The 19,970-nt window shown below is 69.6% G+C and carries 19 protein-coding genes; 12 read left to right on the top strand and 7 right to left on the bottom strand.

The window, feature by feature from the left end; genetic code table 11:
• Positions 1-111 precede the first annotated feature (111 nt).
• The 3 genes from Q6349_RS08145 to Q6349_RS08135 are packed head-to-tail and all read left to right on the top strand — an operon-like array spanning position 112 to position 3,111.
• Positions 112-1,146: a putative F420-0 ABC transporter substrate-binding protein gene (locus tag Q6349_RS08145; protein ID WP_304603630.1), complete on the top strand. Its 1,035-nt coding sequence runs from the start codon at positions 112-114 to the stop codon at positions 1,144-1,146.
• Entirely contained in the window at positions 1,139-2,212 is a 1,074-nt protein-coding gene (locus tag Q6349_RS08140) for a putative F420-0 ABC transporter permease subunit (RefSeq protein WP_304603629.1), read from the top strand. The genes Q6349_RS08145 and Q6349_RS08140 overlap by 8 nt, the downstream gene beginning before the upstream one ends.
• On the top strand, positions 2,209-3,111 hold the full coding sequence (locus Q6349_RS08135) for an ATP-binding cassette domain-containing protein (protein WP_304603628.1): 903 nt from the start codon (positions 2,209-2,211) through the stop codon (positions 3,109-3,111). Before Q6349_RS08140 ends, Q6349_RS08135 begins: the two co-directional genes overlap by 4 nt.
• Before the next feature lie 6 nt (positions 3,112-3,117).
• Here the strand turns inward: Q6349_RS08135 and Q6349_RS08130 are convergent, their stop codons facing one another.
• Positions 3,118-3,504 (bottom strand): DoxX family protein, encoded by a 387-nt coding sequence (locus tag Q6349_RS08130; RefSeq protein ID WP_304603627.1) that lies wholly within the window; start codon positions 3,502-3,504, stop codon positions 3,118-3,120.
• Between the two features lie 30 nt (positions 3,505-3,534).
• Here Q6349_RS08130 and Q6349_RS08125 point away from each other — a divergent pair, with 30 nt between their 5' ends.
• The 6 genes from Q6349_RS08125 (at position 3,535) to Q6349_RS08100 (ending at position 8,225) form a co-directional block, all read left to right on the top strand.
• The gene (locus Q6349_RS08125) at positions 3,535-4,128 is read left to right on the top strand and encodes an HhH-GPD-type base excision DNA repair protein (protein ID WP_304603626.1); all 594 of its coding nucleotides are present in this window, start codon (positions 3,535-3,537) and stop codon (positions 4,126-4,128) included.
• Complete coding sequence (locus tag Q6349_RS08120) at positions 4,125-5,189, top strand: glutathione S-transferase family protein (RefSeq protein WP_370375605.1); 1,065 nt, start codon at positions 4,125-4,127, stop codon at positions 5,187-5,189. Before Q6349_RS08125 ends, Q6349_RS08120 begins: the two co-directional genes overlap by 4 nt.
• Positions 5,189-5,806 (top strand): DUF4126 domain-containing protein, encoded by a 618-nt coding sequence (locus Q6349_RS08115; RefSeq protein ID WP_304603625.1) that lies wholly within the window; start codon positions 5,189-5,191, stop codon positions 5,804-5,806. Before Q6349_RS08120 ends, Q6349_RS08115 begins: the two co-directional genes overlap by 1 nt.
• A 10-nt stretch (positions 5,807-5,816) precedes the next feature.
• Positions 5,817-6,662: a hypothetical protein gene (locus Q6349_RS08110; protein ID WP_304603624.1), complete on the top strand. Its 846-nt coding sequence runs from the start codon at positions 5,817-5,819 to the stop codon at positions 6,660-6,662.
• A gap of 100 nt (positions 6,663-6,762) precedes the next feature.
• Entirely contained in the window at positions 6,763-7,383 is a 621-nt protein-coding gene (locus Q6349_RS08105) for a DUF6318 family protein (protein ID WP_304603623.1), read from the top strand.
• A gap of 26 nt (positions 7,384-7,409) precedes the next feature.
• The gene (locus tag Q6349_RS08100; protein ID WP_304603622.1) at positions 7,410-8,225 is read left to right on the top strand and encodes a hypothetical protein; all 816 of its coding nucleotides are present in this window, start codon (positions 7,410-7,412) and stop codon (positions 8,223-8,225) included.
• A gap of 25 nt (positions 8,226-8,250) precedes the next feature.
• Here Q6349_RS08100 and cutA read toward each other — a convergent pair whose 3' ends face one another.
• The 3 genes from cutA to Q6349_RS08085 form a co-directional block, all read right to left on the bottom strand.
• On the bottom strand, positions 8,251-8,568 hold the full coding sequence (cutA, locus tag Q6349_RS08095) for a divalent-cation tolerance protein CutA (protein ID WP_304603621.1): 318 nt from the start codon (positions 8,566-8,568) through the stop codon (positions 8,251-8,253).
• 78 nt (positions 8,569-8,646) lie between these two features.
• A complete protein-coding gene (locus Q6349_RS08090; protein WP_304603620.1) occupies positions 8,647-9,165 on the bottom strand; it encodes a hypothetical protein in 519 nt (172 codons plus the stop codon).
• Positions 9,166-9,223: 58 nt separating this feature from the next.
• Positions 9,224-10,507, bottom strand: a complete 1,284-nt coding sequence (locus tag Q6349_RS08085; RefSeq protein ID WP_304603619.1) for an MFS transporter — start codon at positions 10,505-10,507, stop codon at positions 9,224-9,226.
• Positions 10,508-10,773: 266 nt separating this feature from the next.
• Here Q6349_RS08085 and Q6349_RS08080 point away from each other — a divergent pair, with 266 nt between their 5' ends.
• From Q6349_RS08080 to Q6349_RS08070, 3 genes are all read left to right on the top strand, one after another.
• Positions 10,774-11,013: a helix-turn-helix transcriptional regulator gene (locus Q6349_RS08080; protein ID WP_304603618.1), complete on the top strand. Its 240-nt coding sequence runs from the start codon at positions 10,774-10,776 to the stop codon at positions 11,011-11,013.
• A 1-nt stretch (position 11,014) separates the two neighbouring features.
• The gene (locus Q6349_RS08075) at positions 11,015-12,274 is read left to right on the top strand and encodes a HipA domain-containing protein (protein WP_304603617.1); all 1,260 of its coding nucleotides are present in this window, start codon (positions 11,015-11,017) and stop codon (positions 12,272-12,274) included.
• Positions 12,275-12,433: 159 nt separating this feature from the next.
• Entirely contained in the window at positions 12,434-12,703 is a 270-nt protein-coding gene (locus Q6349_RS08070) for a hypothetical protein (protein WP_304603616.1), read from the top strand.
• A 533-nt stretch (positions 12,704-13,236) separates the two neighbouring features.
• Here Q6349_RS08070 and Q6349_RS08065 read toward each other — a convergent pair.
• The 3 genes from Q6349_RS08065 to Q6349_RS08055 are packed head-to-tail and all read right to left on the bottom strand — an operon-like array spanning position 13,237 to position 19,969.
• Positions 13,237-16,014 carry an ATP-dependent DNA helicase gene (locus Q6349_RS08065; RefSeq protein ID WP_304603615.1) on the bottom strand — a complete coding sequence of 926 codons (2,778 nt, stop codon included), beginning with the start codon at positions 16,012-16,014 and terminating at the stop codon, positions 13,237-13,239.
• 3 nt (positions 16,015-16,017) lie between these two features.
• Positions 16,018-17,268 (bottom strand): PIN-like domain-containing protein, encoded by a 1,251-nt coding sequence (locus Q6349_RS08060; RefSeq protein ID WP_304603614.1) that lies wholly within the window; start codon positions 17,266-17,268, stop codon positions 16,018-16,020.
• Positions 17,261-19,969, bottom strand: coding sequence for a site-specific DNA-methyltransferase (locus Q6349_RS08055; protein WP_304603613.1), 2,709 nt, complete (start codon positions 19,967-19,969; stop codon positions 17,261-17,263). The genes Q6349_RS08060 and Q6349_RS08055 overlap by 8 nt, the downstream gene beginning before the upstream one ends.
• Position 19,970 lies beyond the last annotated feature (1 nt).

Below are 19,970 nucleotides of genomic sequence, written 5' to 3'. Positions count from 1 at the left end.
GGGCACCGGAGACTCGCCCGTCGGTGCGGCCCCTTCTTTGGGCCGCAGGTCCGGTCGGTGCGAGATGCCGCACCCGCCACCCATACCACCTGCCTTCCGGGAGACCCACCCGTGCCCCGAGCGCGCATCGCTGCCCTCGTCCTCGCGACCACCGCCGTCGCCTCCCTCGCCGCCTGCTCGGCGGAGACCGTGCCGGCCGACGACGCCGCCCCGTCGACCGCGGAGTCCGCCGCGGCCGGCACCGCGGCCACCACCGAGTACCCGCTGACCCTCGACAACTGCGGCACCGAGGTGACCTTCGAGGCCGCCCCGCAACGCGTCGTCACCATCAAGTCCTCCACCGCCGAGACGCTGCTGGCGCTCGGCCTGGGCGACCGCGTCGTCGGGTCGGCTTTCCTCGACGGCCCCGTGCCCGAGTGGCTGGCCGACGACGTCGAGGGCACCGCTGTCGCCGAGCCGTTCAGCGACGAGGTGCCGGGCACCGAGGCCGTCCTCGAGCTCGAGCCCGACCTGGTCTACGCCGGGTGGGAGTCCAACGTGGCCGCCGACGGCGCCGGGGACCGCGAGACCCTGTCCTCGCTCGGCGTCAACAGCTACGTCGCCCCGGCGGCCTGCAAGGACCCGGCCTACATGCCGAACCCGCTGACCTTCGACGAGGTGTTCGCCGAGATCACCGAGGTCGGCCGGATCTTCGACGTGAACGGCGCCGCGGACGAGCTGGTCGCGGAGCAGCAGGCGGTGCTCGACGGCGTCACCCCCGACGACCGCGGCCTGAGCGCCCTGTGGTACTCCTCCGGCAGCGACATCCCCTACGTCGGGGCCGGCATCGGCGCGCCGCAGATGATCCTGGACGCCGTCGGGCTGGACAACGTCGCCGGTGATGTCGAGGACACCTGGACCTCGCTGTCGTGGGAGGAGATCGTCGACGCGGACCCGGACGTCGTCGTCCTGGTGGACGCGACCTGGAACTCGGCCGAGGACAAGATCGCCCGCCTCGAGGAGAACCCCGCCACCTCCGAGCTGTCGGCCGTGCGCGAGGAGCGCTACCTGGTCGTGCCGTTCCCCGCGACGGAGGCGGGCGTGCGCAACGCCGACGCCGCCGCCGACCTCGCCGACCAGCTCGCGGAGCTCGACCTCGATGAGTGAGACGGCCACGCGTGCACCGGCCCCCGAGACTCTGTCGCGGGGCCGGCTGCTGGCGTGGCTCGGCGTGACGACGGCGGCACTGCTGGCCAGCGTCGTCGTCACGGTGGCGATCGGCCCGGCCGGGCTGACGCCGTCGGACGTCGGGCAGGTCGTGGCCACGCGGCTCGGGCTGGGCGACCTGCTCGGCCTGGCCGCGCCCGACCGGCTCGACGACGGCATCGTGTGGCAGCTGCGGCTGCCGCGGGTGCTCACCGCGGCGGCCGTCGGCGCGGGCCTGGCGGTGTGCGGCGTCGTGATGCAGTCCCTGACCCGCAACCCGCTGGCCGACCCCTACCTGCTGGGCCTCAGCTCGGGGGCGTCCCTCGGCGCCGTCAGCGTGCTGGTGCTCGGCTGGCTGGCGGTGCTGCCGGTCGCCGCGTTCGTCGGCGCGGCCGCCGCCCTCGTGGCGACGCTGGCGCTGGCCACCGCCGCCGGCCGCGGTGCCGGCGGGCTGTCCCCGGGGCGGACGGTGCTGGCCGGGCTCGCGGTGTCGCAGCTCGCGGCCGCGGCCACCAGCTTCGTCATCTTCTGGTCCGCCCAGGGCGACCAGTACCGCGAGATCCTGTCCTGGATGCTCGGGTCGGTGGCCGGGGCGCAGTGGTCCTCGGTGCTCATCACCGGGGGCGCCGTGCTGGTGCTCGGCACCCTGCTGGCCTCGACCGGGTCCGTGCTGGACGCCTTCACGTTCGGCGACACCGCGGCCGCGACGCTCGGCGTCCCCGTCGCCGCGGTGCGCTGGGTGCTGCTGATCGGCGTCGCCCTGCTGACCGGCGCGCTGGTATCCCAGTCCGGGGCGATCGGGTTCGTCGGCCTGATCCTGCCGCACGCGGTGCGCACGATCACCGGCGCCCGGCACCGCGCCCTGCTGCCGCTGTCGATGCTGTGCGGGGCGACGTTCCTCATCTGGGCCGACACCCTGGCGCGCACCGTCTTCGCCCCGCGCGAGCTGCCGGTCGGCATCGTCACCGCCGCGATCGGCGCGCCCGTGTTCGCGGTGCTGCTGTGGAAGGGACGGGCCCGCGCATGACGCAGACCTCGGAGCACACCACCGGGCAGTCGCTGACCAGGCCCGCGCGGACGGACGCCCGTGCGGCCGACGGTACGGGGGGCGCCGGCCTGGCGGCCGAGCGCGTGCGCTGGTCCGTCGGCGACCGGCTCATCCTCGACGACGTCGACGTCACCGCTCCCCCCGGAGCGCTGACCGGCCTCGTCGGGCCGAACGGGACCGGCAAGTCCAGCCTGCTGCGCCTCGTCGCCGGGGTCGAGCGGCCCGACGGCGGGCGGGTCGCCCTGGTCGCGCGGCCCGGCGCTCCGGGCGAGGCCGAGGTGTCGGAGGACCTGCTGGCGATGGCGCGCCGCCGTCGGGCCCGCACCCTGGCGTTCGTCGAGCAGGACGCCGCCTCCGAGCTGCCGGTGACCGTGTTCGACGCCGTCCTGCTGGGCCGTACCCCGCACCGGTCGGTGCTGGCCGGGCCCACCGAGGACGACCACGCGATCGCGCGGGCCGCCCTGGAGCGGGCCGGGGCCGGGGACCTGGCCGCGCGGGAGGTGTCGACCCTGTCCGGCGGCGAGCGCCAGCGCGTGCACATGGCCCGGGCGCTCGCCCAGCAGCCCCGGGTGCTGCTCCTGGACGAGCCGACCAACCACCTCGACGTCGCGGCCCAGCTCGCCACGATGCGGCTGGTCGGCGAGCTCGCGGCCGACGGCGTCACGGTGCTGGCCGCGCTGCACGACCTGTCGCTGGCCGCCGCGACGTGCGACCACGTCGTCGTCCTCGCCCCGGAACCGGCCGGGCGAGTGGTCGCTGCCGGGCCGGTCGAGGAGGTGCTGGTGCCCGAGGTGATCGACCCGACCTACGGTGTGCGCACCACGGTGCTGCGGCACCCGCGCACCGGGCGGCCGGTGCTCACCTTCGACGAGGTCTGAGCCCGCTCAGTCGCGGTCGGCGTTGCGGGCAACCCGCCACGCCCACGCCACGAGCGGCACCTGCAGCGGCAGCCGGCCCCACGCCACCGACGGCTTGCGCGACCAGTGCCGGGCACCCGGGTGGGAGTCCAGGGCCATCTTCACGTTGCCGGGGAACACCCCGACGAACAGCGCCGCGGTGGCGAGACCGCCGACGCGCCGCGTCGCCGGGACGGCGACCGCCGCGGCGCAGGCCAGCTCGGCCGCCCCGCTGCCGTAGACCCAGGCCCGCGGCGAACCGAGGGCCTTCGGGATGAGCCCCTCGAACACGCGGGGGTTCACGAAGTGCAGGGTGCCGGTGACGGTGAGCGCGGCGGCGAGGGAGCCGGCCAGGACGTGGGAGTGTCGAGCCATCCGCCGAGGGTATCGGGCAGGATGGGGCCCATGACCGCACAGCTCTGGATGACCGGCGACGACGCGTCGGACCGCCTGCTGAGCGAGGACCCGTTCGCCCTCCTGATCGGGATGCTGCTGGACCAGCAGTACCCGATGGAGCACGCGTTCGCCGGGCCTCGCAAGATCGCGGACCGGTTCGGGACGCTCGACCCGGCCGCGATCGCCGACGCCGACCCCGACGCGTTCGTCGAGATGGCGACCACTCCCCCGGCGATCCACCGCTACGGCCGCTCCATGGCCGGGCGGGTGCAGGCGGTGGCGCGGGCCGTCGTCGACGACCACGACGGCGACGTGACCCGGATCTGGACCGCACCCGGCGCGTCGGGCGGGGCACCCACCGGGGCCGAGGTGCTCCGGCGGCTGAACGCCCTGCCCGGCTTCGGCACGCAGAAGGCGCAGATCTTCCTGGCGCTGCTCGGCAAGCAGCGCGGCGTGGAGCCCGAGGGCTGGCGCGAGGCCGCCGGGCACTACGGCGACGAGGGGTCGCGGCGCTCCATCGCGGACGTGACCAGCGCCGAGTCCCTGCAGGAGGTCCGGGAGTTCAAGAAGGCACAGAAGGCAGCAGCAAAGGCGGCGAAGTGAGCGAGCAGCAGACCACCCAGCGTCCCGAGCACGCCCAGGGCGGGACCTACACGGTCCCCGGCCAGGAGTACGTGCGCGACCAGAACTACCTCTCGACACGCATCACTCGTGACGGCGCGGACGGGTACCCCGTCGAGCCCGGCCGGTACCGGCTCGTGGCGGCCCGTGCCTGCCCGTGGGCGAACCGCTCGATCATCGTGCGGCGGCTCCTCGGCCTGGAGGACGTGCTCAGCATCGGCATGCCCGGCCCGACGCACGACGAGCGCAGCTGGACCTTCGACCTCGACCCCGGCGGCCGCGACCCGGTGCTCGGCATCGAGCGCCTGCAGGAGGCGTTCTTCGCCCGCGACCCCGAGTACCCGCGCGGCATCACCGTGCCCGCGATCGTCGATACCCGGGACGGGGCCGTCGTCACGAACGACTTCGGGCAGATCACCCACGACCTGTCGACCGAGTGGACCGAGCACCACCGCGACGGCGCTCCGACGCTGTGGCCCACCGACGCGGACGAGCGCGCCGAGATGGAGTCCGTCATGCGGCGGGTGTTCACCGAGGTGAACAACGGCGTCTACCGGTGCGGGTTCGCCGGGTCGCAGGAAGCCTACGAGAGCGCCTACGAGCGGCTGTTCACGGCCCTCGACTGGCTCGAGGAGCGGCTCAGCACCCGGCGGTTCCTCATGGGTGACGCGATCACCGAGGCCGACGTGCGGCTGTTCACCACGCTCGTGCGCTTCGACGCCGTCTACCACGGGCACTTCAAGTGCAACCGCAACAAGCTCACCGAGATGCCGGTGCTGTGGGCGTACGCCCGCGACCTGTTCCAGCTTCCCGGGTTCGGCGACACGGTCGACTTCGAGCAGATCAAGCAGCACTACTACGTGGTGCACACCGACATCAATCCCACGCAGATCGTCCCGGTCGGCCCCGACCTGTCCGGCTGGCTGACGCCGCACGGCCGCGAGGAGCTCGGCGGCGACCCGTGGGGCGGCGGCACCGCGCCGGGGCCGGTGCGGGACGGCGAACAGGTCACGGCCGGGCACAACCCGCTCGTGCCCCGCTGATGCTCGAGCTGGCCACCGGCTCGGGGCTCGCGCTCGCCGCCGGGCTCAACGCCTGGATCCCGCTGCTGGCGCTGGGACTGCTCGCCCGGTACAGCGACCTGCTGACGCTCCCCGCCTCCTGGTCCTGGCTGGAGAACGGCTGGGTGCTCGTCGTCCTCGCGGTGCTGCTGGTCCTGGAGATGGTCGGTGACAAGGTGCCCGTGGTGGACTCGGTCAACGACCTCGTGCAGACGGTCGTGCGTCCCGGCGCGGGCGGGATCGCGTTCGGCGCCGGGGCGGCGTCGTCGACGACCCGGGTCGAGGACCCGGGCGCCTTCGTGGAGTCTGGCGACTGGGTGCCGGTGGTGCTGGGCATCGTCCTGGCGCTGGTCGTGCACGTGACCAAGGCCGGGGTGCGGGCGGGCGCCAACGCGGCCACGGGCGGTCTGGCGGCGCCCGTGCTGTCCTCGGCCGAGGACGGCGCGTCGGTCGGCCTGTCGCTGACGGCGATCCTCGTCCCCCTCCTCGTCGTCCCGCTGGTGGTCCTGCTCGCCCTCGCCGGATGGCGGCTGGTCCGCGCACGACGGCGGTCCGCGGCATCGGCGCCGGTGGCGCAGACGGTCGAGGACGGCGGTTAGGCTCGACCGCATGGACGCACTGCTCCCCCTCGGTACCGCCCCGCGCCCCACCACGGACGAGGACCTGGCCGCCCGGCTGCGCGCCGCGCTCGTCGCCCTGGTCGGCGACCGCGTGCAGAACCTGGACGACGCCAAGGTCCTGCCGGTGCTGGACGGCGGCGACATCTCCTCGCTGGACGTGGACCTCACGGGCGTGGTGATGGGCATGCCGACCGGTGCGCAGGAGACCCCGGCGCCGTGGCGGCCGGAGATCACCGGACGTGAGGACGCGGTGCTGCGCCGGCTGCGGATCGACGCGCACCCGATGGCTGCCGTCGACCTGCCCGTCGACCTGACCGCCGAGATCACCGGGCTCCGCTTCTCCTGGGTGACCACGGCCGACGAGATGGTCGGCGCCGAGCTCGTCGAGCCGTCCGACGACTCCCCGGTCTCCGGGCACGCCCGGCTGGCCGTGTCCCACGAGGGGCTGGCCGGCACCGTGCAGGGACTGCTGGCGGTGGCGCTGTCCGGCAACGGCATCGCGCTCAACGACTTCGACCTGCAGGTCGAGCAGGCCGGACCGCGTGCGGCGTCGCTGCGGATCGAGGCCGGGATCAAGAAGTCGTTCCTGTCGGCGACGGTGACCGCGACCGCGTCGGCGTCCGTCGACGACGCCATGGTGCTCACGGTCGGTGACGTCGAGCTGTCCTCCGGCAACCCGATCGTCGGGGCGATGCTCGGGGCCATCAAGGGCCGCCTCGAGGCGGCCGCGGGCCGCACGGTCGACCTGGGCGCGTCGCTGCCGCCCGGCGTGGAGCTGGCGGACGTGCAGCTCGAGGTCGGCGAGGACATCGTGCTTACCGCCCAGCTCGCCTGAGGTCGGCGAGTTCGTCCACAGGGTGGGCGGGAGGTTTCACCCGATGTGTCCGGGTCGCTAGGCTCTGGTGACGTCCTGCCACTGATGCCCTGGAGACGCAATGGCGCGCACACCCCGGCACCGCTCACCGCTTCGACGACTCGTCCCGGCCCTGGTCGTCCTGGGACTTCTGGCCGGATGCACCGGGGGTGATCCGGAGCCGGAAGCGCAGGCGAGCGAGCCTGCCTCCGCCCCCGCGACGACGGCGCCGTCGGAGGAGCCAACTCCGTCCCCGTCGCCCTCCCCCACCGGTCCGACGAAGCCGGAGCGCCCGGCGGCGATGGACAGGAAGGACGAGAAGGGCGCGGCGGCTGCTGCCGCACACTTCCTCGAGCTCCGCGCACCGATGATGGCAACTGGTGAGACACGGGCCTGGGAGGCCATGTCACATCGCGCGTGCGACTTCTGCGAGTCGGGGTTTGAGCAGGCACGCAAGATCGCGGCTCGGGGAGACGCGTATACCGGTGGTGAAGCGTCGATCGAGATTCTCGAAACGTACGGACACGACTCGTTGACCGGCATCTTTCCTGTCGATCTTCGCCTCACAGAGGAGCCGTCGTCCATCACCGACAAATCAGGCGCCGTTCTGTTCTCCACGAAGAGGACGGTCACCGAACTCCGGATCGAGGTAGGAACCCGCGACGGCGAATGGGTCATTGTCGGCGTAGGCGAGCCCTCATGAATGCGGCTACAACGGTCGTTCTCTTGTTGACGACTGCAGCCACCGCCGTCGGTGGCTCGGCACCTGACTACACGGCAACTGCCGACGATGCGACAGACGAGATGTACGTCGAGGCCGAGACACTGGCCGAACAAGACGCGCTGATCAACAGCTCCGGCGGCGACTCCGCCTCCGACACCCGCTACTTCCGCGCCTCGGTCCACTACTGCCTGCTCAGCGACCTGGAGAACACCGTGCTCCGCACAGTCTGCGACGAGGGCACCGAGACGATCGCTACCGGCATCGACTGCCCGGACGACGCCTTCGCGCTGGCCGGGCTGTTCGCCGTGACCCTCGGGACCAACGGCTCCGAGTCCGCGCCCCGGCTGATCAGCGAGGGCACCTGCGTCACGGCGGCCGACCTCGAGGCCGAGGCTGAGCGCGCCTTCCAGAGCATGCCGGTCGAACCGGCACAGATCCATCTGGAGATCGAGCGCGACTGGGCGATCGTCAACTTCGGGATCCACCCGCGGACCGACGAGACGGACCAGGTCATGGACACCGCGCTCCTCGGCGTCCCCGTCCAGATCCGGGCCTATCCTGCCGAGTTCACCTGGGACGCCGGCGACGACACCGCACCGATCACGACGGACCATCCGGGCGGCCGCTGGGACAGCGCCGACGCCATCAACCTGCCCTACCCCGAACCCGGCACGTTCACCGCGAGCCTCACCACCACCTGGCACGGGCAGTTCCGCATCACCGGAACACCGACCTGGACCGACATCGACGGCGAGCTCACCACCACGGACAGCACCGACCCGATCGAGGTGCATGACGCGGAGGTGCGGCTCACGGGCTGAAGCGGCGTTTCGCCCCTCAGGCGGGTCAGCCCACCTCGGAACGCACCCAGGCCAGGTAGTCGGGGTTCCCGTCGGTCACCGGGCTCACGAGCACCTCGGGCACCTCGTACGGGTGCTGCTCGATCAGCCATGTCTGCAGCTCGCCGGCACGATCCGCCGTCGTTCGGAAGGTCGCCCGCCACTCGGTGGCGGTCTCGACGCTGCCGTCCCACCAGTAGGCGCTGGTGACGGGGCCGTCCACCTGCCCACAGGCGGCCAGACGGCGCGCGACGGCGTCGCGAACCAGCTTGTTCGCGGTGTCCTCGGAGTCGATCGTGGTCACGACCTGCACGACATCATCCATGCCGACGACGCTATCCCGTGAGTCACCCATCGAGCAGCAGGCAGCCTCGACGGGCGTCGATCGCCCGTGCGTCACCACTCAGTGCGGAGGCTCGGCGTTCTCCGGGTCGTCGACGGGAGCCTCGACGTCGCCCCCTGCGTTCCGTGCGCGCACGGCCTCGAGCCAGGCCACCAGCTCCTCGTGGTGGTCGAACGGCCCCGGAATCTCGACGCACGCTCGGCCGCGCGTCTCGTCGTCGTGCCGCAGAAGCCGGCGCGTCAGGCCGGGATGGGACCCGAGCCGCGCGGCAGAGTCCTCGGTGCACTGCAGGAGCAGGAACCGGTTCGCCCCGGTGGTCCGGTCGTGCACCGCGACGACGTCGCTCCACGGCACCTCCAGGCGGCGGTACCGGACGACGTCCGGGGTGACGACGAGGCGGAACGGTCGTGCGATACGCCAGAGGAGGGCGACGACACCGACCGCGGGGACCCCGACGACGAGACCGGCGATCAGGCGAGACGCCCCCGGATCGCTCCAGAGCTGCACCCCGAGGCCGACGAGGACGACCGCGACACCGAGCGGGAAGAACAGCCACCGTCGCGACGCGCTGAACTGCACCGCGCCATCGTCGGCGAGAGTCTGATCCCAGCGGTCGGCAGGAGGCATTCAGCCGAGTCTATCGGTCGGTCTGCCGCCAGTTCCCAGCGGCAGCCGCGAGAACCACCCCGGCGGCGACGGCCGGCATCCACAGCGCGGCGGTCGTCCCGACCGTGTCGGCGAGCGCGCCGGTGCCCGCCGAGGCGGCGGACTGCCCGAGGATGATGGCCGAGCCGAGCATGGTCATTAGGGTGGTGCCGCGGCCGAGCGGGCTGCGGTGCGAGCCCAGGGAGTAGATCGTCACGAGGCTCGGGCCGATGCCGAGACCGGCGAGCACGAGCCCGGCGATCAGCACGCCAGTGGAGCCGGCCGTCGCGACGACGACGGCGCCGGCGAGCTGCACGACGGCGGCCGTGAGCCAGCGCGCCCGCAGGCTGAACCGCGCGGGCAAAGCGGAGACCGCCAGTGCCGAGACCACCGAGCCGATGCCCATGAACCCGTACAGGAGGCCGGCCCGCTCGGAGTGGCCGGCGTCCCCGGTGACGGCGGACATCGCCGTGAGCGTGGCGCCGAAGAACAGCCCGATGCCGACGAACCCGGCGACCAACACCAGCACCCGTGCGCGCCACAGCTCGGAGGCCGGGGCCTGCCGGGCGGAGGACTGCGCGGCGGTCTCCTTCGTGCCCGCGTCCTGGGCCGCCGTCGTCCGGGCCGAGGCGTGCAGGGCGAACGCACCGACGGCGAGCGCGGTCAGCGCCGCCGCGGCGATCATGGGCGCGGCGGGACCGAACGCCGCGGCCAGCAGGCCGACGACGAACGGCCCGATCACGAAGACGATCTCGTCCGCGGCGGACTCGTAAGACATCGTGCGGCTCACCGTGCGAGCCCGGATGGCCGCAGGAAGGCGGGAGTGAATGACTCCGACGAGGCGGCTGCGCGACATCGGCGGCACCTGCGGTGCCGTGGCACCGATGGCGAACGCGATCGCGAGGACGACGACGTCCGGCACCGTGGCGTACACCGCGGCCGTCAGGGCGACGAGCAGGAGGCTGTTGACCGCGGCGGTGACGAGCAGGACGCTGCGCTGGCCCGCGCGGTCCGCCCAGGCACCGATCAGCGGGCCGATCGCCGCGCCGCCGATGCCGACCACGCCGGACGTCATGCCGCCCAGGGTGAGAGAGTCACGCCCGGCGACCACGAGGGTCAGGACGCCGACGACCATCATCGCGAACGGCAGCCGCGCGACGAACGCCAGCGGGAAGTAGGTGCGGCCCATCGCCTGGATCAGGGTGGGGCCGGACTCGTCGGTGCGGCGGTCCGTGGCCTGTGCCGTCGTCCGGGTCAGCGTGTCGGACAGGGTCATGCTCTCGGTCTCCTCCAGCGCGGCGTCGCCGCACGATCGTCGTGCCGCCGTGGGCGCGAGGAGCACCTGGTAGATACACAAGCCTGGTTACGTTCACGGTCGGAGCGCCTCGGCGTACCGACCGGGGGCCACGTTACATGCTGGCAACACATCGTGCCGTGATCTGGGTCGCCGCAGCGGCGAACAGGCGGATGTCAACGTACGGCGACACGATGCGAATGTCGCCGTACGTTGACATCGCAGCCATGTCGCCGTACGTTGACCCTGTGGAGCCGAACCTGCTCAACGCCCGCTCGCTCCCCCGGCTGGGAGCGGCGGTCCGGCGCCTGCGCCTCGACCGCGGGATGACCCAGGCCGAGCTGGCCCGACGCGCCGAGGTGTCCCGTCAGTGGCTGGTCGGCCTGGAGGGCGGGAAGACGCCCGGTCTCGAGGTCGGGCGCCTGATGCGCGTCCTCGACGCGCTCGACGCCAGCCTGACGATCCGCGACGATCACGAGGACGCCTGATATGGCACGCACGAACCATCTGGCCGTGCTGCTCGAGGGCCGCCATGTCGCCGAGCTGAACCGGACCCGCTCCGGCATCCTGCGCCTGACGTACCGGCCGGAAGCGCGACGGCCCGGAGTCACCCCCCTGTCGCTCTCGCTACCGCCCAGCGAGGCCACGCACGTCGGAGCCCCGGTCGAGCAGTTTCTCGCCGGTCTGGTCCCCGAGAGGACCGGCGCCTTGCGGTCCATCGCGCGACGCCATCGCGTCGACCCGGACGACATCCTCGACGTCCTCACCGCCATCGGGAAGGACTGCGCCGGTGCCGTGCAGTTCTGCCGGGAGTCGGAGATCGACGACACCATCCGTCGCACGGGCCGGCTCGAGGAGTGCACCGCCGGCGACATCGAGGTCCGCCTGGACGAGATGGACACGAACGAGGACGCGGCGTGGACGATGCCCGGCGAGCACTGGTCGCTGGGAGGGACGCAGCAGAAGCTCGCGCTGCGTCGTGAGGCGGGGCGCTGGTTCGTGGCCCACGACGCCGAGCCGACCACGCACATCGTCAAGCCCGGCATCCGCCGGATGCGGGCCCAGGCCTTGGTGGAGCACGTGTCCATGCGTGCCGCGCAGCACCTGGGCGTCGACGTCGCGGCCACGGAGTTCACGTCGTTCCGGTCGCAGGACGCCGTCGTCGTCACCCGGTTCGACCGGCACCGCTCCCCCAGCGGGGACGTGACGCGGCTCCATCAGGAAGACCTGTGCCAAGCCATGGGCAACCCCGAGAAGTACGAGGAGTACGGCGGCCCGTCGAGCCACGCCATCGTCCAGTTCCTCCGCGACGCCTCGGCCACCGCGGCCGCGGCGCGCCGCAACGTCGACCGCTTCGTCGACGGGCTGATCTACAACACCGTGGTCGCGGCGCCGGACGCACACGCACGCAACTACGCCGTCCTGCTGCAGGGTGACGACGTTCGGCTCGCGCCGCTGTTCGACGTCGCCACCGGGCTTGCGTACGACATGCCGGCCGGTTCGGACCGGGTGCTGTCGATGAGCATCGGCGACTCCTTCGACGCCGATGCCGTCGACGACGGGCGATGGGCACGCTGGGCCGAGGCCGCCGGCCTCGACGCGAGCACAGTTCTCGGTCGGGTCGGCGAGATGCAGCAGGACGCGCCGGCGGCGTTCGCGGCCGCGCTCGACGAGATCGACGACGTCGAGGGCCACGTGGCTCAGCTGAAGGCCCGCCTGCTGCCAGCGCTTGAGGCACGGCGGCACTGACGTCGGGCCGCTGGTCGCCGACAGGTAGGGGCTTGCTGTCGGCAGCGAGTCGAGGCACCGCGCGGATGGCCGCGCGCTGGCCTACTCCCGAGCAGCGGCCGGGGCCGCGTCATCGGCACTGCTCGCGTCGCCGGACCCGTCGAGCGTCTTGAGGAACCGGTGACGTTCGGCGACCGCACCTTTCCTTTCGGCCGCAGATTGGACGTCGGGCCTCTCGCTCCCTTCGGCGACGGCATCGAACTAGCGCCGCTCATCGACCGCCTCGCGGCGTTCAATGGCGCTGGTTCGGCCTGGTCGATCCGCCTTCGGCGGCCGCTGGTTCGCTTCTCTGACGATGACGCCGTTCAGTTGCGCAACAAGATCGCGACACTTGTGGGGCCCAGGAACGAATCGCCCTACACCCGCTGGTGGCTACGGCACCGAGGCTGACGTCGGCCTGAACGCCATCCCCTAGTTCGCCTGGCAGCCCGCGTCGATTTCACCCTTGCCGCTCGCAACAGTCAGGTCGTGGCGACGCTAGCCTCACGCACAGACCGTGATGTGGGTGCACCGAACGGCGCCAACCCGTCTCGATCTGCGTTGTCGCGTCACCCGAGCTCTGGACCCCCGGCTCCGTAGGCGCCTGTACATGAAACGCGGGAACCACCCGCCACGATCCGGGAGTGCATGTTGGACAACCAGATCCATCTGGTCAATGACGGCAACGGCGTCGCCATCATCGGGGATCCGACCGCCGTCGAACGCTTCCTGGTCTCCGAACGGCTGTCGTCGAAGGAACTGGGCATGCAGCGGCTCGGACCAGCCTTCGCGACCGCCGGCAACGCGACGCATATCGGCTCAGAGATCGCCGCTAACTCGGGCCGCTGGGTGAATCACGCCTTCGGGCGCCGCACCCGCTGCGCGCCTCCTCGGCCAGTGATTCGATGTCTTTTTCGCCATGAATCCTCCCTGGCCGCGACTGCTCACACGGAAGGCCGATCGCGACAAAGAGCAACGAGGTCACACTTCGCGCAGGTGTCGCACCACACCGGCAGCCTCGGGAGGCCGTTGCTTCGTAGTGCCTCGCCAGCATCGCGGATCTTCTCGGTGATGTCATCCAGCAGCGAACCCTCGACCCCTTCGCGGACGCTCTTTCCGTCCTCGTCAAGGTTGAGAATCTCAACAAGGTCAGCGTTCTCGCCTGTGAGTTCCTGGTACCCAACCGCGTAAACGTGGAGCTGGTCGCGCGTGACGTCCTCCGGCTGCGCGCGGTCCGTCGACTTGAAGTCGACGATCGACACCTCGTCGGTCTCGAGACGCTTGATGAGGTCGATGCGCCCGTCGACGGTGATGCCGGGTGCGACATGGACCTGGACCTGCTTTTCGGAGTGCAAAGTGCGCGGAAGATCGTCTCCGTTCCGGTCTAGATACCGGTCGAGGGACTTTCGTGCCGACTTCTCGAGCTGCTCGCGGAGTGCTGGGTATGCGTAGGGGGTGTGCAAGTGCCGGTTCACGAGTCCGTCGACGTCATCGTGACCAACCAGGTCGTCGGTCAGGGCGCGCTTGTGCATTTCGGCGAGCGCATCGTGCAGGCCCTTGCCAAATCCAAGCGCCTCATGGATGGGCGGGTTGAAACCGTAGAGGAAGCGAAGTTTGAACTGGTACCGGCAGTCGAACAGGTACTTCAACTCCGAGAACGAAAGCGTGACCTGAGGCGTCTCCACCTTGGGCTGCGGAGCGATCCGAGACACACCTTCGAGCACGCGCGCTTCCGCCGTGGAAACGTGCGCGACGGAGCGCACTTCTTGCATGAAGACGGACGGATTCCGGTACATCGACGACGCGCCGGGTGAGAACGACATCGTCAGGTACTTCTGGGCACGAGTGACAGCAACGTAAAAGAGGCGCCGCTCGTCCTCCTCGGTCCCCTTGTAGCGGTCGGCGTCGGTTACGGCGGCCTGGGGGATGACGTGGAACAGGTTGAGGCCGCCCTGACGCTTGCCGGGGAAACGATTCCGCCGCAGACAGGGCACGAAGACTGCGGGCCACTGCATACCCTTGGCCTGGTGGACGGTGGAGATGACCACGGCATCGGGCTGGGCGTAGCCGACGTCCGCGTCAGAGTCGTCGTAGTAATCCGGAGCCTGGTGTGTCAGCCAGTCGACAAACGATTGGTACTTCTGTGCCGGGCTCGACGAGAAGTTGATCTCTTCAAAGTCGGAGATCACCTGTGAGAACTTGCCGAGCTGATAGAAGGCGAGCTCGGCATGCACCGGGTCCCCCGGGATGGTGTCCTCCCGGATCTTCAGGGCCTCCAGCGCGTCCAGGTAGAGCCGCTGGATGTTGTAGGTTCCCCAGCGCTCCCCACGCTCGAAGTCACTGCCCGCGTCGAGGACGCGCAGGAGGGGCGTGAGGTCGGTTCCAGGCTCGAGCAGCCGGGAGGATTCCCACGCGGCTCGGAGGTCGTCGGCGGTGAAGGTCGAGTCGACGACGTACTGGAACATCGCCTTCGCGGCCTGGACCGACGGCGCGTCGAAGAGCCGGGACAAGCCTTTGACCACGTATGGGATCCCGCGCCGGTCGAGCTCATCAACGATCGGCCCGGCGTCGCGGGCGACCGATCTCAGCAGGACGGCGCAGTCGGACCAGGAGAGGCCGCGAGGGTCCGACCCAGGGGAGTCCACGAACGGGATACCGCGCAGTGCCTCAATCCGGTCGCAGACCGCGGCCGCCTCGTCCTCCTGTGTGGAGTGGTCGAGCGCCAGGATGTCACCCCGTTGCCACTGCTGGTGGGAGGCATGCTGCATCTGCTTGGCCAGGCGGTGGCCCGCGGGGATGCTCTCCGCGACCATGCGGCCGACGGCGATGACGCCCGCGGTCGAGCGGAAGTTGTCGGCGAGCGTCACCTGCTCGACATCGTCGTACCGGTCGGCGAACGTGAGGATGTTGGACACGGCAGAACCACGCCACTGGTAGATCGTCTGGTCGTCGTCGCCGACGACGCACAGGTTCGCGCCGAATCTGATAAGCGCGTCGACGAGGCGTTCCTGGAGTGGGTTGACGTCCTGATACTCGTCCACCACGACGAAGCGGACGGTGTCCCGGACGTGCGCGAGCAGCGCGGCCGCCTGCTCGTCGTCCTGGTCCACTTCGAGCAGCTCCACCGCGACCTCAAGCATGGACGTGTAGTCGAAGTAGGCATGCTGTGCGAGCAGGCTCTTGTAGAGGAACTGCGACTCGAGGACCTTGTCCGGGACGAGCGCCTCATCCACGTCGTCCTCAGCCAGAACGGAGAGGACCTGAGCGTACAGGCGGGAGTTCACGTACCGCCGAAGATACTTGGTCTGGCCCTGTACGACGGCGGGGGTCACCGTCAGGCCGGACCTCTTGCTGTTGCGGTCGATGAGCAGGCGCTGCGTAATCTCGGTCAGCACAGAGAACTTGAACGTCTCCGGCACGTACGTCTGCAGCAGGTCGAGGCAGAAGGCGTGCATGGTGCCGATGAACATCTCGGCAAGGCCTGTGGTGTCGCCGCCGTCCGCGCCGACGATGCCGAGCACGCGCTCCTTGAGTTCGGCCGCCGCCTTCTCTGTGAACGTGAACGCGACGATGTTCGCCGGTGCCACATCCGGACGGCGCAGGAGCTCCGCGATCCGCTGTGAGATCACCTGCGTCTTGCCGGACCCGGCGCACGCGATGATCTGCAGCGGTCGGTCCTGGCTCGCGATCGCCTGGACTTGGGCGGGGGTGTAGGCAGGCATCGTCTAGTCGTCGGAGTCCGAGTCGTCGCCCTCCAGGAGTCCGACGACTTCTGGAGGGATGACGTAGCGGAGTGCAATGACACCGCCACCGAATCTCGGCTCGAGCATCGGTGGCAGGTTGACGGGAGCCATCCCCTCCTTCTGGAGATCCTTGGTGATCCTTGAAACGGGCCTGCTGAACCCGCGAAGCATGCGGTCTTCGTCGTAGCCGCAAAGTTCGTAGATCTTCTCGCGTTCGATCGACCCGCCGTTGGTGGCGGCAAAGCGGATGATCTCGGCCTGCTCCTTGCCTTCCCATTCAAGGCGAGCGAGCAGTTCGTCCACCGCTTCGCGTGTCCAAGACGAGACGGCGTCGGCACGCTCGACGTCGCTGGCGGCTCCGCTCGGGACCTCGACACTCAGCGCCGAGGCAAAGTCGATGAGTTGTCTCGGACGGAGCATGAAGAGACCGCGGTCGGAGCGCTGGGCGAACTCCGCGACGAGCTCGCTTCTGGGCCCCAGGTGCACGGATCGGTGCTTCCACCACCAGTCCTCCTTCTCGTCCCCCGTGACGATGACGAGCGGAAGGTCGCGCCGTACAGCCTCGTCCATCGACTGGAGCCACACGAGGTAGTCGCCGGCGGCGCCGTCTTCGCCACCCGATTCGGCCTTGTCGGCATCACGGAAGCCGGGAGGAATGCCCGCCTCAGCGCGGCGGTTGCCTTCGTGGACAGCAGCGGCGCGGTCGTCGGGCGCCAGCGCGGGGCCGACGCGTGAGCGCAGGAGATCCTCGAGCGCGAGCAGGACGTCGTCCCGGGCGGCATCATAGGCAACGGTGCCGTCCTCCTCCGCCTCCGATTCGAGCAAGCCAGAGGCCACCCTGTACCCGTCGGAGATCGCCTTCTCGACGCGTTGTCGGACATCGTCGGAGACGGCAGTCTGCTTGGCCCAGCCGTCGATCGCCGCCTGCGAAGCGCGAGCGTTCTTGTCCAGGGCCGAGCGAAGTTGCGAGACCGCGTGGTCACGGTCGTCGATCGTCTTGAAGCGGTTCCTCCAGAACTCGCGCGCAGCCTGGTGGCTGACCCAGACGCGGTCGCCGGCGGCCTGGAACACGGCGGACAACGCCGTGCGCGCCGTGGGTGTGTACCGATAGAAGTTCAGGAGGACGTTCGCGTCGAGGCTCAGCAGGCCTCCTTGAAGAGCGTGTTCGACGTCTTCAGTGCTCTGCGGGATCGCCGAGTCGAAGCCGTCTCGGAGGTTCTTTGACTCAGACATCGCCAGTCACCTCGAAGACCTTCATGACCTCGTCGCCATAGTCGTTGATGACCTTGACCGCGATCCGGCCCGACTTCGGCCTGTCAAACAGGCGCGAGACCGTGCCGTACATCATGGCCCATGCATCGGCGTCGATCTCGGCCTTCAACGCCGTCTTGAGTCGCTTCAGCGGGTCGTTGCCACCCGTGAAGTAGCAGTGGCGGACGAAGAACGACTCACCGTCGTAGTCGGTGTCGATCATCCACAGGGCGATCTTGTCGGAGTTGTCCGAGCGGACCTCACCGGTCGTGGGATCGTAGACGTCAACGCCGTGCAACTCGACGGCGAGCCTCCCATCCTCCTGTTGGTGGAGCTCGAGGTCTGGCTCGCCGAAGACGGTGAAGAGGTTGCCAGCGCCCGTCTTCTTGAGGTCCTGACCCATGAGCAGGTCGACGTTCATGCGGACGAACAGCACCTGCACTCGGCCCACCGACCGCTCGGCGACGTGCGTGAACCCACCGTCGGTCTCCAACGTCACCGCGTCGTCCGTCGCGTGCCCCATCGCCTGCGGGTCGAACGCGAACCCGAGCACGCACAGCAGGTCAACGTCGTCGGCGCGCAGCGCCTCGCGCGCGGCTTGCTTGATGAGCTGTTGGTCGACCGTGCCGTACTGCGGCCCGACTGCGATCGCCACCTTCGCGGGAGCGGCGTCGGGCGCGTCGTCGGCAGCGCGGCGCTCGCCCACCGCTTGCACGTAGGTGCCGGGGTACCGGTCCAGCGTTGCGAACTCGATGCGCTCGGCCTTGGCGCCGTTCTGGATTCCGGCCTTGGCGAGGTTCTCGAGGATGGTCTGCTCGAACGTCTGAGCGTCGGCATCGCGCGTTGCCTCGACCTCCGCCCCGGGTTCGGCTGTGGATTCGAAGGCAAGCGACCGATGCGGAGAGAGCGACTCGACCGTGAACGGGCCGGACACGCGGACGCGGTTCTTGTCCTCGTACGGCTTGTCGTAGAGATACTCGAAATCCGCGTGACGTTTGATCGCCGTATCAATCTCTGCGCGAGACATGCCCTCGACGATGTCTGGATTGTTCGCAATCGACTTGAGCGTAATGTGCTGCACTCGCTCGTAGACGAACCCGTGCCGGATGTCATCGCTGACCTGCGATGGGGGGATCGGCTTGCCGGTGACCTCCTGTTCCTTCCCGCGGCCTGCCTGCGAGTCGGCGAGCAGGTAGTACGGGAACTTCGCGCCCATGATGCGCTGGCGAGCGAGCGCTAACGCGACGCGCGACGTGTCGATCGTGATCCAGCGCCTGCCCCACTGCTCTGCCACGTAGGCGGTTGTGCCGGAGCCGCACGTAGGGTCGAGGACGAGATCACCGGGGTCGGTGCACATGAGCATGCAGCGTTCGATGACCTTGGTGTTCGTCTGCACGACGTAAGACTTGTCCTCACCGAATCCCGCCCAGGCGTCCGTCCACAGGTTCGTGAGATATGTCACCGGGAAGTCGTCGAGAAAACGAACGTAGCGGAGCGTGCGCCCGGAGGGCGCCAATCGGCGCGCCGCCTTGAGTTTCTCCATGCCCATGCGATTGGTTTTCCATCCGCCCGTTGATGGCAGATAGGTAGAATCACCGATCTGGACTGGGAAAATCGTCGTCTGTCCGACTCGGGTCGTCTGCGAAGTCATGATCGTCAATTGGGCAGGACGCGACGATGGCTTGGCTAATTCGTCCCGAGATGCGGAGCGAATCTGGCCGTCCTCGCCCACGAGCAAGCGATATGCCGCCACTGTCTTGTCATCCGCACCCTTGTCCCGGAACAGTTGCCGGTATCGGACTGAGTCAATATCCTTCGCGTACCAGATTACGAAATCGTTCACCGCAGCGAGCGTGACAGTCGCTCCTGCAAAGCTGCCCGCGCCACCAGTCTTCTGGACGGTGATCTGACTTACGAAGTTCTCGGCACCGAGAACTTCGTCCATCAAGGATCGTACGAGATGTACGTTCTCGTCACCGATCTGAACGAACAGGCTGCCACTCGCTGTCAGCAATTCGCGGGCAATCGTCAGCCGATCCCGCAGATACGAAAGGTAGGAGTGAATCCCGAGTTCCCATGTGTCGCGGAACGCTTTTATCTGCTCAGCCTCGCGGGCCGCGTCTTCGACTTTTCCATCCTTGACATCACGCTTGCGCGCCGACGCTTGCCAGTTCGAGCCGAACTTGATGCCGTAGGGCGGGTCGATGTAGATCATCTGGACCTTGCCGCGCAGCGACTCGCGCTCGGCGAGCGAAGCCATGACCTGGAGCGAGTCACCCAGGACCATGCGGTTGGACCAGTTGGCCTGGTGCTCGTAGAAGTCGACGGCGTCGAGCTCGTCGAGTCCGTCGAACGCGTCGAAGAGCGTGGCCTCCGGCTCGGGCGCGCCGGCGGCGGCCGTCTTGCGGAGGTTCTCCACGAGGACGCGCGCGTCGATCTTCTCCTGGATGTAGATTGGCGGCGCGTCCGCGACCAGTTCGGTCACATCGTCGTCGTACTTGCCGCGCCACACAAGCTGCGGGTCGAGCGACGGGTCTCGGTCAAGAACGACCTGGGGGACGTCCTTGTGCTCGTCGCGGACCCACTCCTGGGCGTCCGCCGTCGGGATGTTCACGCGCTTGTCGGGGTACTGGATCGACTCGACCGGGATGGGGGCCGCCGAGGCCTTCTTGCGGGGTGGCACG

The sequence above is a fragment of the Isoptericola sp. 178 genome (genome assembly GCF_030586525.1).
GTDB lineage: Bacteria > Actinomycetota > Actinomycetes > Actinomycetales > Cellulomonadaceae > Isoptericola > Isoptericola sediminis.
This window is presented reverse-complemented; position numbering and strand designations above follow the sequence as displayed.